At 66.6% G+C, this 14,768-nt stretch carries 13 protein-coding genes; 3 read left to right on the forward strand and 10 right to left on the reverse strand.

Going from position 1 to position 14,768, the window contains the following annotated elements; translation table 11 throughout:
- Positions 1 to 3 precede the first annotated feature (3 nt).
- The 4 genes from BLV60_RS24510 to BLV60_RS24525 are packed head-to-tail and all read right to left on the reverse strand — an operon-like array spanning position 4 to position 4,146.
- Positions 4 to 1,107, reverse strand: coding sequence for an ABC transporter ATP-binding protein (locus BLV60_RS24510; RefSeq protein WP_093057927.1), 1,104 nt, complete (start codon positions 1,105 to 1,107; stop codon positions 4 to 6).
- Between the two features lie 32 nt (positions 1,108 to 1,139).
- Positions 1,140 to 1,988: a carbohydrate ABC transporter permease gene (locus tag BLV60_RS24515; protein ID WP_093057928.1), complete on the reverse strand. Its 849-nt coding sequence runs from the start codon at positions 1,986 to 1,988 to the stop codon at positions 1,140 to 1,142.
- The gene (locus BLV60_RS24520) at positions 1,985 to 2,866 is read right to left on the reverse strand and encodes a carbohydrate ABC transporter permease (RefSeq protein ID WP_093057883.1); all 882 of its coding nucleotides are present in this window, start codon (positions 2,864 to 2,866) and stop codon (positions 1,985 to 1,987) included. Before BLV60_RS24520 ends, BLV60_RS24515 begins: the two co-directional genes overlap by 4 nt.
- Positions 2,866 to 4,146, reverse strand: coding sequence for an ABC transporter substrate-binding protein (locus tag BLV60_RS24525; protein WP_093057884.1), 1,281 nt, complete (start codon positions 4,144 to 4,146; stop codon positions 2,866 to 2,868). The genes BLV60_RS24520 and BLV60_RS24525 overlap by 1 nt, the downstream gene beginning before the upstream one ends.
- A gap of 249 nt (positions 4,147 to 4,395) precedes the next feature.
- Between BLV60_RS24525 and BLV60_RS24530 the strand changes: the two genes are divergently transcribed.
- Positions 4,396 to 5,631 (forward strand): MFS transporter, encoded by a 1,236-nt coding sequence (locus BLV60_RS24530; RefSeq protein ID WP_093057929.1) that lies wholly within the window; start codon positions 4,396 to 4,398, stop codon positions 5,629 to 5,631.
- A gap of 21 nt (positions 5,632 to 5,652) precedes the next feature.
- On the opposite strand, the gene BLV60_RS24535 is transcribed toward BLV60_RS24530, so the two are convergent.
- Together BLV60_RS24535 and pmbA are read right to left on the reverse strand one after the other, a co-directional pair.
- Positions 5,653 to 6,600, reverse strand: a complete 948-nt coding sequence (locus BLV60_RS24535; RefSeq protein WP_093057885.1) for a helix-turn-helix domain-containing protein — start codon at positions 6,598 to 6,600, stop codon at positions 5,653 to 5,655.
- A 39-nt stretch (positions 6,601 to 6,639) separates the two neighbouring features.
- Complete coding sequence (gene pmbA, locus BLV60_RS24540) at positions 6,640 to 8,010, reverse strand: metalloprotease PmbA (RefSeq protein WP_093057886.1); 1,371 nt, start codon at positions 8,008 to 8,010, stop codon at positions 6,640 to 6,642.
- Between the two features lie 95 nt (positions 8,011 to 8,105).
- On the opposite strand from pmbA, the gene yjgA reads away from it, so the two are divergent.
- Both yjgA and mog read left to right on the forward strand, forming a co-directional pair.
- Complete coding sequence (yjgA, locus tag BLV60_RS24545) at positions 8,106 to 8,762, forward strand: ribosome biogenesis factor YjgA (protein ID WP_093057887.1); 657 nt, start codon at positions 8,106 to 8,108, stop codon at positions 8,760 to 8,762.
- Positions 8,759 to 9,349 (forward strand): molybdopterin adenylyltransferase, encoded by a 591-nt coding sequence (mog, locus tag BLV60_RS24550; RefSeq protein WP_093057888.1) that lies wholly within the window; start codon positions 8,759 to 8,761, stop codon positions 9,347 to 9,349. Before yjgA ends, mog begins: the two co-directional genes overlap by 4 nt.
- Before the next feature lie 4 nt (positions 9,350 to 9,353).
- Here mog and BLV60_RS24555 read toward each other — a convergent pair whose 3' ends face one another.
- From BLV60_RS24555 to BLV60_RS24570, 4 genes are all read right to left on the reverse strand, one after another.
- Positions 9,354 to 9,761 carry a cupin domain-containing protein gene (locus BLV60_RS24555; protein WP_093057889.1) on the reverse strand — a complete coding sequence of 136 codons (408 nt, stop codon included), beginning with the start codon at positions 9,759 to 9,761 and terminating at the stop codon, positions 9,354 to 9,356.
- A 10-nt stretch (positions 9,762 to 9,771) separates the two neighbouring features.
- Positions 9,772 to 10,524, reverse strand: coding sequence for an SDR family oxidoreductase (locus BLV60_RS24560; protein WP_093057890.1), 753 nt, complete (start codon positions 10,522 to 10,524; stop codon positions 9,772 to 9,774).
- 128 nt (positions 10,525 to 10,652) lie between these two features.
- Complete coding sequence (locus tag BLV60_RS24565) at positions 10,653 to 11,570, reverse strand: cation diffusion facilitator family transporter (RefSeq protein ID WP_093057930.1); 918 nt, start codon at positions 11,568 to 11,570, stop codon at positions 10,653 to 10,655.
- Complete coding sequence (locus tag BLV60_RS24570; RefSeq protein WP_093057891.1) at positions 11,560 to 14,763, reverse strand: CusA/CzcA family heavy metal efflux RND transporter; 3,204 nt, start codon at positions 14,761 to 14,763, stop codon at positions 11,560 to 11,562. The genes BLV60_RS24565 and BLV60_RS24570 overlap by 11 nt, the downstream gene beginning before the upstream one ends.
- Positions 14,764 to 14,768 lie beyond the last annotated feature (5 nt).

A 14,768-nucleotide genomic window follows, 5' to 3' on the forward strand; every position in this document is an offset into this window, starting at 1 on the left:
GCGTCAATGCAAAGGGGTGTCGGTGCGCAGCAGCGAGGCGCCCGTGTCGATGTCGAACAGGTGCACCTGCAACGGGTCCGCCACGAAGCGCACCGCATCGCGCAGCCGCGGGCACTGGGCCGAGGGCATCAGCGCCGCGATTTCGCTCTCGCCCTGCCCGAAGCTCACCAGCACCTCGTTGCCGAGGTATTCGATGAGCTGCACCTCGCCGGCAAAGCCCCCTCCGCGACCGCCCTGCGTGTCGACCTGCAGGTGCGCGGGCCGCACGCCCAGCGTCACACGCTCGCGGCCTTCGAGTGCGAAGCGGCGCGCGTCCACGCGCACCGTGCCTTCGCGGCCCGCCAGCTCGAAGTAGCCATCGGCGTCACGCACCATCATCTCGACCAGGTTCATCGGCGGCGTGCCGATGAAGCCGGCCACGAAGGCCGAGCGCGGCCGCTCGAAGATCTCGCGCGGCGAGCCGACCTGCTCGATGCGCCCGTCGCGCAGCAGCACGATGCGGTCGGCCAGCGTCATCGCCTCGTGCTGGTCGTGCGTGACGTACACGGTGGTGGTCTTCAGCGCCTGGTGCAGCCGGGCTATCTCGATGCGCATGTGGTTGCGCAGCTTGGCGTCGAGGTTGGACAGCGGTTCGTCGAACAGGAACACCTTGGGCGTCTTGATCATGGCGCGCGCAATCGCCACGCGCTGCTGCTGGCCGCCCGACAGCTCGGTGGGCCTGCGCTGCAGGTACCGCTCCAGGCCCAGCGTGTCCGACACCTCCTTGATGCGCGCATCGATCTCGGCCTTGGGCACCTTCAGGCGCTTGAGGCCGAACGCGATGTTGTCGCGCACGCTCATGTGCGGATAGAGCGCGTAGTTCTGGAACACCATGGCAATGCCGCGCTCCTGCGGCGGCAGGTCGTTCACGCGCTGGCCGCCGATCAGCAGGTCGCCGTCGGAAATATCTTCCAGCCCCGCGAGCATGCGCAGGATGGTCGACTTGCCGCAGCCCGAGGGGCCCAGGAACACGACAAACTCGTTGTCCGACACGTCGAGGTCGAACTGGTGCACGACCTGTGTTTCGCCGTAGCGCTTGATGATGTTGTGACAGCTGATTGCGGACATGTTGTTCTTCGAGGGAAAGGAAATGATCTGGCTCATGCTGCGTCGCGCTTGCGCTTGAAGGCGGCGTTGAGGAAGCCGCTGAGCACGCCGACCATCAAGAGCGGTGGCAGCGACAGCAGGATGACCGAGGCATTCAAGATGCCCCACGGCACGTCGCGCCCGAGCTGGCTCAGCTCCGAGGCAACGATGGGCAGCGTCTTCGCGTCCGACGTTGTGAGCATCAGCGCGATGAGAAACTCGTTCCACACCAGCACGAAGCCGAAGGCGATGGCGCCGACCAGCGAGCGCGCGGCAATCGGCAGCGCCACTTTGAAGAAGATCGCATAGGGGCCGTAGCCGTCGACGCGGCCCGCTTCTTCCACCTCTTTCGGCACAGCCTTGAAGGCCGGTATGGCGAGCCAGATCACGGTCGAGAGCGTGAGCAGCGTGTAGGTAACGATCAGCGCGAAGCGCGTGTCGTACAACTCCAGCTGCAGCCAGATCACCATGAGCGGAATGGCCACGGCCACGGGTGGCAGGAAGCGCATCGACAGCACGAAGAACTGGATGTCGTCCGCCCAGCGCAGCGGATAGCGGGCGAGCGCATAGGCAGCCGGCAGCCCGAGCACCGCGCCGGCAATCACTGCCGCGCCCACCACCACGATGGAATTGAGCAGCCCCTGCGCCACGGCCTCGCGGCTCAGCACGTAGACGTAGTTCTCCAGTGTCGGCGTAAAGAAAATCTTCGGCACTGCCGAGACGATGTCCACCCGGTTCTTGAACGAGTTGAGAAAGGTCCAGAACACCGGCACCAGTGCGGAGAGCCCTGCGGCGACCAGCACCAGCCGGGCTAGCAGCGTGCCTGGGGAGAACGGGGTTTTCTTTTTTGGCAAAGCGCTCATTTCGGTCGCGTCCATTTCCAGATGTAGGTGAACGCCACGGTCGACGCGACCATCATCAGCACCGCCATGCTCGACGCGTACGAGATGCGCCCAGACTCGATGAAGCCCTGCGAGAAGGCGTACATGTCCAGCGTCTCGGTCGAGATGCCGGGCCCTCCACGCGTCATCACGTAGATCAGGTCGAAGGCGCGCAACGACTCGACCATCTTCACGAACGTCAGGCTGATGAGTGGCGCCTTCAGCATCGGCAGCGCGACGTACGCATACACCTCCCAGGTCTTCGCATGGTCCATGCGCGCGGCCTCGAAGGGCTGCGGCGGCAACGTCTCGAGCAGCTTCAGCACGATGACCGCGAAGAACAGCCCCCACTGCCACACGTCCACGAACGCCACCGTCATCAGCGCCGTGAGCGGGCTGGCCAGCAGGTCCAGCGGCTCGCCGGTGATCGCCTTGTACGGATACGTCAGCAGTCCGAACAGCGGATGAAAGGCGAACTTCCACACGAAGGCGGCCGACACGCGCGGCAGCAGCACGGGCACGATGAACAGCATCGACAACACGTTGCGCCAGCGCGCGGTGGTGCACTGGAACAGCAGCACACCCAGCAGCACCGCGAGCCCCATGGTCGCGCTCACGGTCAGCACCTCCCACACCAGCGACACCCGCACGGAGTTGAGAAAGCGTCGGTCGGAAAACAGCTGGATGTAGTTCGACAGCCAGACCCAGCTGGAATCGGCCTGCCCGAGCTCGCGGTCTTGCAAGGAGATGCCGATCGCGAACAGCGTCGGCACCAGCGCCAGCACCGCGAGCACCAGCAGGCCCGGCCCGATGAAGACGACCGGCAGCCTTGTCTTTTTTCGTTTCTCCCTGGCGGCCATCACTTCTTGCGCCGTGCGATCAGTTGCTTCGCGTAGGCGTCGAGCTCGTCGAGGCCGGCCTTGATGTCGGTGCGCGAGCCGGTGATCAGCTCTTCGAGAATGATCCCCCAGCGGTCGCCGAGGTCAGGCCAGGCGGCGTCCTGCCAGAAGTTCACGGCCGTGAGCTTGCCGGTGTCGGCCAGCGCCTTGCCGAGGTCGGCGCCATAGCGCTTGGCGAACTCGGGGCTGCCCAGCACGCTGGTACGGTTGAGCTCGCCGAACTGGCCTTCGGCGAGGCGGCGCTGCTCCTGCTGCTTGGAAGTGGCCCAGGCGACGAACAGGCCCGCGCACTTCTTCGCCTCCTCGGTCTTGTTGGCCTTCGCACCGATGGCCAGCCCGTGGCCGTAGCCGCCGCCGGTCAGCGGTGTGGGCGGCGGCAGGTAGGCGACCTTGCCGATCACGGTCGACATCTTGGGGTCGAGCGCGTTGCCGGCCAGCGGGGTCGACTCGATCAGCATCGCCACCTTGCCCGCAAGGAAGGCGCCGGTGGCCTCGTCCCAGCCGCCGGTCTTGGTGCCGGGCGCCGAGTACTTGAACAGGTCGAGGTAGGTCTGCGTGGCCTTCACCGCGGCGGGCGAATCGAACACGGGCTTGTCGCCATCGAACCACTGGCCGCCGTAGCCGCGGAAGAACGGCATCCAACGCCACACGTTGGCACCCGAACCGCGCTGGCCGCGCAGGGCCACGCCGTAGATGCCGTGGGCCGGGTCGTTGAGCTTCTTCGCGGCTTCGGCGAATTCCTCGAGCGTGGTGGGCGGCTTGATGCCGGCCTTCTCGAGCAGGTCCTTTCGGTAGACCAGCAAGTCGCCGCCACCGGTGAGCGGCGCAAACCAGGCCTGGCCGTCGAAGGTGGCGACCTTCTGGCGGCCGGGGTCGAAGTCGGCGTAGTCGTAGTCGGCCGGGTAGTACCTGGCAAGCGGCACGATCCACTTCGACTGGGCGAACAGCGGCACGTTGGCCTCGTCGACGTAGTACACGTTGTACTTGCCGACGGTCGAGGCGTCGGCACGGGTCTTGGTACGGCGGTCGTTCTCGTTGAGGTTGTCGATGCTGAACGATGCGCCGCTCAGGGCCTTGAACTCGTCCTTGTACTTTTCCAGCAGGGTCAGTCCGTCGCGCGGCTGGGACAGCACGCGCACATCGTCCTTGCAGGCCTGCTGCGCCTGCGCATGGCCCGCTGCGGCCAATGCCGCCAGCAACAGTGCGCCGGCCTTGATGCGGCGCGTGGCTCGGTTCGTCATCGTTCGTCTCCTGGTCTTGTTTGTGAAGGGCTTGCGAGAGGGACGAAGCGTATGCAGCCGCGGGCCGGCGCTGCGTACACGCGCGCCGGTGGACTGGTACTTCGATGACCAGCGGGCTTGGGGTTTTGCCGGGGGTGGCGTACGAATTCGCCAATTGGTTGCAATGTAAAACCAGATCGATAGAATCTGTTTGGTTTTATTTTGAAACCAAAACGACCGGAAATGCCAGAAGCAAAACAGAGCATCGCCATGCAATTGAACATCGATGCGGCTGCGGCCCGTGATGCGCAGACACGGACTGCCACGCCACAGATAACGGCCGCGATGGCGCTGCTGTTCGCGGTCGCCTGCGGGCTGGCCGTGGCCAACGTCTACTACGCCCAGCCGCTGCTGGACACGCTGGCGGCCACCTTCGGCATCCGCCCCGCCACGGTCGGCATCGTGATCACCATCACGCAAGTCGGCTACGGCCTGGGGCTGCTGCTGGTCGTTCCGCTGGGCGACCTGATCGACCGGCGGCAGTTGATCGTGGGGCAATCGTTGCTGTCGGTGATCGCCCTGCTCTGCGTTGCGCTGGCGCCCAGCGCGGCGGTCCTGCTGCCGGCGATGGCCGCCGTGGGCCTGCTGGCCGTCGTGACGCAGGTGCTGGTCGCCTACGCCGCACTCATGGCCCCGCCGGGCGAGCGCGGCCGCGTGGTCGGCATCGTCACCAGCGGCATCATCGTCGGCATCCTGCTGGCGCGGGCGGTGTCGGGCACGTTGTCCGATCTTGTCGGCTGGCGCTCGGTGTATTTGGTGTCTGCCGCGGCCACGCTGGTCGTCTCTGGCCTGTTGTGGAAGGCGCTCCCGCGACGCGCGCCGCCGCCGGTGCGCATTTCGTACCTGCAGCTGATCCGGTCGGTGTTCACGCTCTTCGCCGAAGAGCCTGTGCTGCGCATCCGCGCAGTGCTCGCGATGCTGATCTTCATGGCGATCACGATGCTGCTGACGCCGATGGTGCTGCCGCTGACGGCGGCGCCGTTCTCGCTGTCGCACACGCAGGTGGGCCTGTTCGGCCTGGCGGGCGCGGCCGGCGCCATGGGCGCTGCGCGCGCGGGCCGCCAGGCGGACCGGGGCCGCGCACAGCGCACTACCGGCATCGGGCTGTCGGTGATGCTGCTGTCTTGGGCGCTCATCGCCATGCTGCCGTGGTCCATCTGGGCGATGGTGGTCGGCGTGGTCACGATCGACTTCGGCCTGCAGTCGGTGCACGTCGCCAACCAGAGCCTGATCTACCGCGTGCGCCCGGAAGCCCAGAGCCGCCTGACCGCCGGCTACATGATCTTCTATTCCATCGGCTCCGCCACCGGATCGATCGCCTCGACGATGCTGTATGCACACGGCGGCTGGAACATCGTCTGCCTGGCCGGGGCTCTCACCAGCGGCCTGGCGCTGGCGTTCTGGGCCATGACCCGGCACCTGACGCCGCAGGATGCCAGCCCCTGATGAGCTTCAGCACTGGGAAGCTCAGGCCGTGGTGGCGAGCGGCGTGTTCTGCGCGGTGCGCAGGCCGAAGCGGTCCTGCGCCTGCTGGCGGTAGGCCGAGGGGGTCATGCCCTTGAGCTGCAGGAAGCGCCGGTTGAAGTTCGCGAGGTTCGCGAAGCCCACCTCGTAGCAGATATCGCTCACCAGCCGGTCGGAGGTCTGCAGCATCTCGCAGGCCTTGGCGATTCGCAGGCGAGTGACGAAGTCGGTGAAGGTGGCGCCCATGTGCTTGTGGAAATAGCGCGAGAAGCTGCTTTCGGCCATGTTGGCCACGGCGCACACGGCCGGCAGCGACAGCTCTTCGGTCAGGTGCTGGTCGAGGTAGTCGAGTACGCGGCGCATGCGGGTGTTGGCGCTCGGGTCTTCGCTCGCCGTGCCTGTGGTGTTCGAAATCTGGCGCCAGTCGGGCCAGCGGGCCAGCTCGTGCAGCAGGCCGATGAACTCCGCCAGCCGGGCCATGCCCTCCTGCGCCTGCACGCGCAAGAAGCGTTCGCGCACCAGCGCGTGGATGCCGAAGAACTCGATGCCGAGCCTGGCGCGGTCGAGCATCGGCAGCACCGCCTTCAGCTCCGGGAACAGGTCGGTGCCCTTGCGCAGCGGCTCGTCGCGAAAGTGGATGACCATGCTGCGCTCGGCTATGCCCTCGGGCGGCACGTCGTGCGAAATCCAGGTATGGGGCAGCCGGGCGCCCACCAGGGCCACGTAGCCGGGCTCGAAGCGGCCGATGTGGTCGCCGACAAAGGCGTCGCCGCTGCTGCGGTTGATGCACTGCAGTTCGTATTCGTCGTGGTAGTGCCAGCAGTCGAAGGGCCAAGGCACGCCGTGCTGCAGGCAGCGCACCGAGCTGCCACCCGCCGGCTCGAAGCCGAGCCTCGGGTCGCGCAGCAGTTCGTGCTCGAGTTCCGGCTTGCGCGCTGCGTTGTGTCTCATGGTTCTGTGAGCCTTCGCGCGGTGGCCGGCGGTGCTTTCTCAGCTGCCGGCGATCTTCATCCGGTTCACCAGGACCGATCCCGTGGTCTTGGCGCCGAAGGTGTAGGCATCGGCCCCGATGGCCTCGATGCCCATGAGCATGTCTTTGAGGTTGCCGGCGATGGTGATCTCCTGCACCGGGAAGGCGATCTTGCCCTTCTCGACCCAGAAGCCGCTGGCGCCGCGCGAGTAGTCGCCGGTCACGTAGTTCACGCCCTGGCCCATCAGCTCGATCACGAACAGGCCGGTGCCCAGCTTGGCGAGCATGGCGTCGAGGTCGTCGGTGTGCTTCGTCAGGCGCGAGCTCAGCGTCAGGTTGTGCGAGCCGCCGGCGTTGCCGGTGGTCTTCATGCCCAGCTTGCGGGCCGAGTAGGTCGAGAGAAAGTAGCCTTCGAGGCGGCCGGCATCGACCACCTTGCGCGCCCGGGTGGTCACGCCTTCGTCGTCGAAGGGCGAGCTGCCCTTGCCGCGCAGCACGTGCGGGTCTTCGGCCACGTCGACGTGCTTGGGCAGCACGGGCTTGCCCAGCGAATCGAGCAGGAAGCTGCTCTTGCGGTACAGCGACCCGCCGCTCACAGCCTGCACCAGCCCGCCCAGCAGGCCCACGGCCAGCGGCGACTCGAACAGCACCGGGCATTCGGTGGTCTTGATCTTGCGCGACTTCAGGCGGCTGAGCGCCCGTTCGGCGGCGTAGCGGCCCACGGCCTGCGGGCTGGCCAGTTCATCGGCCGAACGCATGGAGCTGTACCAGGCGTCGCGCTGCATGTCGTCGCCCTTGCCGGCGATGGGCGCCACCGAAATGGAATGCCGCGAGCTGGCGTAGCCGCCGCGAAAACCGTGCGTGTGGGCGCTGAAGAAGTGGCTCTGCTGGGCCGAGACGCCCGCGCCCTCGCTGTTGGTGATGCGCTTGTCGGTCGACAGGGCCGCTTCTTCGCACTCCAGCGCCAGCTTGGCGGCCTGTTCGCTCGTCACGTCCCAGGGGTGGAACAGGTCGAGTTCGGGGTGCACCTTGGCGATGTCTTCCTCGTCCGGCAGGCCGCTGACGGGGTCTTCGGCCGTGAAGCGGGCGATGTCGTAGGCCGCCTGAACGGTCTGATTGATGGCCCCTTCGGAGAAGTCGGAGGTGCTGGCATTGCCGCGGCGGTGGCCCACGTAGACCGTGATGCCCAGCGACTTGTCGCGGTTGCGCTCGACGTTCTCGAGTTCGCCCTTGCGCACCGACACGCTCAGGCCGCAGCCCTCGGAGGCCTCGGCCCCGGCGTCGGTGGCACCGAGCTTTTTGGCATGCGCCAAGGCGGTGTCGACCAGGTTTTCGAAGAAGGAGCGGCTGTAGGCGAAGCCGGAATCGGCGCGCAAGGAGGATGTCGTCATGTGGTGGCTATGATACTTGCGCCCCCTGTTTCACGTTTTCTCCCCAGCTTCCCACCGCGTTGCAACGCCGCACGGTGCGGCCCAGAATCCACTCCATGTCCCGCAAACCCAAAAAAGGCTATTTCGTCCGTGGCCAATTCGTTGCCGAAGGCAGCGAACTCGACCTTGAGCTCAAGCGCGAGCTCAAGGGCACCGACGAAGCCAGCCGTACCGACCTCAAGCGCGAAAGCGACGAGCTGCAGAAGCTAGGCACCGAGCTGCTCACGCTACGCGCCGGCCTGTTCGATACGCTCCAGCTCGACGAAAAACTGGTCGACGCCATCGCCGAAGCCAAGCGCATCACCAATTTCGAGGGCAAGCGCCGCCAGATGCAGTTCATCGGCAAGCTCATGCGCAAGCTCGAGCCCGAGGTGCTGGAGGCCGTTAAACAAGCCCTGTCCGAGCAAAGCATCGCGCCGGCCGCCGAAACCGCCGCCCTGCACGAGGCCGAACGCTGGCGCGACCGGCTGATTGCCGACGACGACGCCCTCGGCGGCTGGATAGAAACCCACCCCGCCACCGATTCCCAGCAGCTGCGCGCCCTGGTGCGCCAGGCCCGCAAGGACATGAAGACCGGCCCGGCCGGCGAAGCGCCGCGCCAGGGCAAGGCCTACCGCGAGATCTTCCAGCTGGTGCGTGCCCAACTGGCGGTGCACGGCGGAGCCGACCATGCAGCCGCAGCAGCCGCCCAGGACCGGGAAGAGGACGCATGAGTTCGTTCGACCCGGTCCGCATCGGCATCGTCTCGGTCAGCGACCGCGCCTCCAGCGGCACCTACGAAGACAAGGGCCTGCCCTCGCTGAAGGAATGGCTGGGCCGGGCGCTGAAGAACCCCATCGAATTCGAACCCCGGCTGATCCCCGACGAGACCGACCGCATCAGCGCCACGTTGATCGAACTGGTCGACGCGGGCTGTTCACTGGTGCTGACCACCGGCGGCACCGGCCCCGCCCTGCGCGACGTGACGCCCGAGGCCACGCTGGCCGTGGCCCACAAGGAAATGCCCGGCTTCGGCGAGCAGATGCGACAGATCAGCCTGCGCTTCGTGCCGACGGCGATCCTGTCGCGGCAGGTGGCGGTGATCCGCGACAAGAGCCTGATCATCAACCTGCCGGGCCAGCCGAAGTCGATTGCGGAAACGCTTGAAGGGCTGAAGGACACCGAGGGCGTGCAGGTCGTGCCGGGCATCTTCGCAGCGGTGCCCTACTGCATCGACCTGATCGGCGGGCCGTACCTGGAGACCGACGACACGGTCTGCAAGGCTTTCAGGCCCAAGTCGGCCATCCGGCCACCGCGCTGAGCGTCTACTTGACCAGCGTGAGCAACGGCACGCCCTTGTCCTTAACCATCGTCACGAGGAACTTTGCGGGCTTGGTGGCGCTGGCGTTGCGGCCGACCGTGTGGATGTCGGCCGGGCCCTCGTAGAAAGTCTGGCCAGGAGTCAGCGTGACCTCCTTGCTGCCTTTCACGCCCATCACGATCGATCCCTCGAGCACGTACACGAAGGCGTGGGCGTCGTGGCGGTGGACGGGATCGACTGAGCCTGGCGGAAAGTCGACAACGAACGTGACTGCTTCCTTGCCGGGCATGTCCGCCAAGTCCTTCGTCATGAGCATGGTCACGGCGGCTTCAGGGGCGGCCATGGCGGGCATCGCGGCGAACACGCCGAACGCGAGGCCGAGGGAAATGCAGATTTTCTGGAATCGGGTCATGGGTTGCCTTTCAGGCCAGCGCACGCTGCGCAAGCCAGTCTTCGAAGCGGATCGTCCCGAGGCGCGGGGCGTTACCGGGCGTCAGTGAGCGGTCGTCGAGTTGCACGCCGAAGTAGCTCGCCCCGGCATCGGTGACCACCGGCCGCTTGTCGCCGGTCGCCGCGAACAGGCGCCGAACCAGCGCGTCGAGCGGCAACGCCTGCGGGCCCGCGATCTCGATCCGGCCCCGCGCGGGCGGCTCGGCCACCACGGCGGCGAGCGCAGCCGCAACGTCGTCCGCCGCCATCGGCTGTATCAGCGCGTTCGACAGCCGGACTTCGCCGCCCCGCACGCTCCCGTCGGCGATACCGGCCACGAATTCGAAGAACTGCGTGGCCTGCACGATGGTCCAGGGCACGGGCGAGGCCTCGATCAGCTCTTCCTGGCGTTGCTTGGCGCGGAAATAGCCGCTGGCCAGCAGGCGATCGGTGCCGACCACCGACAGCGCGATGTGATGCGCCACGCCGGCTTCCGCCTCGGCGGCCAGCAGGTTGCGCCCAGCGGTGTCGAAGAAATTCAGCGCCGGCCCGTCCTCGAACGAGGGCGAGTTGGCCACGTCGACGACCACATTGGCGCCCGCCAGCGCGGCCTTCAGGCCTTCGCCGGTGAGCGCGTTGACACCCGTCGAGGGCGATGCGGCGTTGACCTCGTGGCCTGCATCGCGCAGGCGCGTGGCGAGCTTGGAGCCGATGAGGCCGGAGCCTCCGATGATGACGATCTTCATGGTTGATTCCTCGGTGGATGGAGTCAAAAAGAACGCCCCCCGTGGACGTCCATGCGAGAAAGACGTCCAGCGGGGGGCGTTTGTGACACCGGGACCGAAAAATCCCGGGAATCGACCGATCGAGCCAGCTAGGTGGCCGCTACCGCAGGCCCGAAGCCATGGCTCTCGGCCGCCTGTTCGCAAGGCACGCGCTCGACCTGCACGGTCGAATGGTGGATGTCGAAGCGCTCGGCCAGCAGGGCGCGCAACTGCAGCATAAGCGGCGCCATGTCATCCACATCCGGCGTGCACACCACGTGCACGCTCAGGCTCACCTTGCCGCTCGAGAGTGCCCATACATGCAGGTCGTGCAGGCTGGCGACGCCTTCGCTGCCCAGCAGCGCACGCTCGACCTCGGGCAGGTCCACGTCGTCAGGCACGCCTTCGAGCAGCACGTTCAGGCTCTCGCGCAACAACCGCCAGGTGCGCGGCAGCACCCACAGGCCGATGGCGACCGCGATCACCGAATCGACCCACGCCCAGCCGGTGAAGCGGATCACCAGAGCCCCGACGATCACGCCGATCGAGCCCAGCATGTCCGCCCACACCTCCAGGTACGCGCCCTTCACGTTGAGGCTCTTGTCCTTGCCTGCCGCGAGCAGCCGCATGCCGATCAGGTTGACGACCAGCCCGCCCACGGCCACCAGCAGCATCATGGTCGACTGGATCTCGGCCGGCGTGGAGATGCGCCGCCAGGCCTCGTACAGCACGTAGATAGCCACGAAGAACAGCAGCACCGCATTCAGCACCGCCGCCAGGATCTCGAAGCGGTAGTAGCCGAAGGTGCGCCGCCTGTCCGCGGGCCGCTTGCCGATCCAGATGGCGGCCAGCGAAATTGCCAGCGCCACGGTGTCGGTGAACATGTGGGCTGCATCGGACAGCAGCGCGAGGCTCCCCGACACCAGCCCGCCGACCACCTCGGCCACGAGATAGACCGTGGTCAGCAGCAGCGCCCAGCGCAGCGCTTTCTCATTGCCGCCGGTGGCGTGTGAATGCTCATGTGCCATGGGAACCTTGCAGTGCAGGATCGAGTGGCGCGCCATGAACCTGCTCCTGCACTTCTTCCTCTTCTTCATCGCGCCGGTGCGCAATGCGGTAGAGCAGCGGAAGCACCAGCAGCGTCAGCGCGGTCGACGAAAGAATACCGCCGATCACCACCGTGGCCAGCGGCCGCTGCACTTCGGCGCCGGTGCCGGTGGCAATGGCCATCGGCACGAAGCCCAGCGAGGCGACCAGCGCCGTCATCAGCACCGGCCGCAGCCGCGTGAGCGCGCCTTCGCGTATCGCCGCATCCAGCGGCAGGCCGCCTTCGCGCAGATTGCGGATGAACGAGATCATCACCAGCCCGTTGAGCACCGCCACGCCCGACAGTGCAATGAAGCCCACCGCCGCCGAGATCGACAGCGGAATGCCGCGCATCCACAGCGCCACGATGCCGCCCGTGAGCGCGAACGGAATGCCGGTGAACACCAGCAGGCCGTCCTTCAGGTTGCCGAACATGGCGAACAGCAGCGTGAACACCAGCAGCAGCGACACCGGCACCACGATCTGCAGCCGCTGCGTGGCCGAGGCGAGGTTCTCGTACTGGCCGCCCCACACGGTCCAGTAGCCGGTGGGAATCTTCACGTTGCGCATGGCCTCCTCTGCCTCGGCCACGAAGGAACCGAGGTCGCGACCCCGCACGTTGGCGCTCACCACGATGCGGCGCTTGCCGTCCTCGCGGCTCACCTGGTTGGGGCCGGGCGCGATGTCGAGCGTGGCCACCTCGCCCAGCGGGATGAAGCTGGTGCGCTGGCCTTCCGCGCCCGCGCCCTTGGGCAGGGCCACGGGCAGGCGCTTGATGGCTTCGAGGTCGGTGCGCAGGTTCTCGGGCAGGCGCACGATGATGTCGAAGCGCCGGTCGCCGTCGAACAGCGTGCCCGCCTCGCGCCCGCCTACCGCGGTGGAGATCGCGTCCTGCACGTCGCCCACGTTGAGGCCGTAGCGCGCGGTCTTGTTGCGATCGATGTTCACGGTGAGCATCGGCAGGCCGGTGGTCTGCTCGACCTTCACCTCGGCCGCGCCGGCGATCTTGCCCAGCACACCCGACACCTCGGCCGCCGTCTTGTTCAGCACGTCCATGTCGTCGCCGAAGATCTTCACGGCCACGTCGCTGCGCACGCCCGAGATCAGCTCGTTGAAGCGCAGCTGGATGGGCTGCGAGAACTCGTAGTTGTTGCCCGGCAGCTTCTCCACTTCTTCCTGCACCGCTGCGAGGAGCTCCTCGCGTGTACGACGAGGCTTGGGCCATTCGCTCTCGGGCTTGAGCATGATGTAGCCGTCGGAGATGTTCGGCGGCATCGGGTCCGAAGCAATCTCGGCCGTGCCGGTGCGCGCAAACACGCGCTCGATCTCCGGAAACTTCGCCTTCAGCGTGCGTTCGAGTTGCTTCTGCATCTCGACCGACTGCGTGAGGCTGGTGCCCGGAATGCGCAGCGCCTGGATGGCGAAGTCGCCTTCGCTCAGGCTCGGCACGAACTCCGTGCCCAGGCGCGTGGCCAGCAGGCCCGACAGCACCACCGCCACGGCGGCCAGGGTAATGACCAGCGGCTTGGCCGCCATGACGCGCGCCAGCAGCGGCTCGTAGCCGCGCTTGGCCCACACCATCAGGCGGTTTTCCTTCTCGCTGACCTTGTTGCCGATGAACAGCGCCACTGCCGCGGGAATGAAGGTGATCGACAGGATCATCGCGCCCAGCAGCGCAATCACCACGGTGAAGGCCATCGGGTGGAACAGCTTGCCCTCGACGCCCGTGAGCGCAAAGATCGGCAGGTACACGATCATGATGATCAGCTGGCCGAACAGCAGCGGCCGGCGCGCCTCCTGCGAGGCCGCGAACACTTCGTGGAAGCGCTCGCTGCGCGTCAGCGGCCGCCCCTTGTGCGCCTGTGCATGGGCCAGCCTTCGCACGCAGTTCTCCACGATCACCACCGCCCCGTCGATGATGATGCCGAAGTCCAGCGCCCCCAGGCTCATGAGGTTGGCACTGACCTTCTGGTTCACCATGCCGGTGAAGGTGAAAAGCATCGACAGCGGAATCACCAGCGCGGTAATCAGCGCCGCGCGGATGTTGCCGAGGAACAGGAACAGGATCGCGATGACCAGCACCGCGCCCTCGAACAGGTTCTTCTTCACCGTGGTGATGGCCTTGTCGACCAGCACGGTGCGGTCGTACACCGTCACCGCTTTCACGCCGGCGGGCAGCGTGCGGTTGATTTCCTTCATCTTCTTGTCGACCGCCTGCGACACGGTGCGGCTGTTCTCGCCGATCAGCATGAACACGGTGCCCAGCACCACCTCGCGGCCGTTGTCGGTGGCGGCGCCCGTGCGCAGTTCCTTGCCGATGCCGACCTCGGCCACGTCCTGCACGCGCAGCGGAATGCCGTTGGCGTTGCCCAGGATGACGTTGCCGATGTCTTCCACCGACTTCACCTGCCCCGGCGCGCGAATGAGGTACTGCTCGCCGCGCTTCTCGATGTAGCCCGCGCCCACGTTGGCGTTGTTGCGTTCCAGCGCGGTGACGAGGTCGGTCATCGTGAGGCCGTGGGCCAGCAGCTTGGCCGGGTCGGGCGCGATGTGGAACTCCTTTGCATAGCCGCCGATGGAGTTGATCTCGGTCACGCCCGCCACGTTGCGCAGCTGCGGCTTGATGATCCAGTCCTGTATCTCGCGCAGGTCAGTGGGCGAATAGGGCTTGCCGTCGGCCTTCTTCGCGCCCTCTTCCGCTTCGACGGTCCAGAGGTAGATTTCGCCGAGGCCGGTCGAGATGGGGCCGATCACCGGCGAGATGCCGCCGGGCATGCTCTCCCGCGCGGACTGGATGCGCTCGTTGACGAGCTGCCGCGCGAAGTAGATGTCGGTGCCGTCCTTGAAGATCACCGTTACCTGCGAAAGACCGTAGCGCGATAGCGAACGGGTCTGCTGCAGGCCCGGCAGGCCCGCCATGACGGTCTCGATGGGGTAGGTCACGCGCTGCTCGGTCTCCAGCGGGGAGTAGCCGGGCGCGGCGGTATTGATCTGCACCTGCACGTTGGTGATGTCGGGCACGGCGTCGATGGGCAGCTTCTGGTAGCTGAAGATGCCGAGTGCCGCCATGCCGAGCACGGCAAGCAGGATCAGCCAGCGCTGCTCGATGGAGAAGCGGATGATGCGTTCGAACATGCGGG

Source organism: Variovorax sp. YR634 (assembly GCF_900106655.1).
Classification (GTDB): domain Bacteria; phylum Pseudomonadota; class Gammaproteobacteria; order Burkholderiales; family Burkholderiaceae_C; genus Variovorax.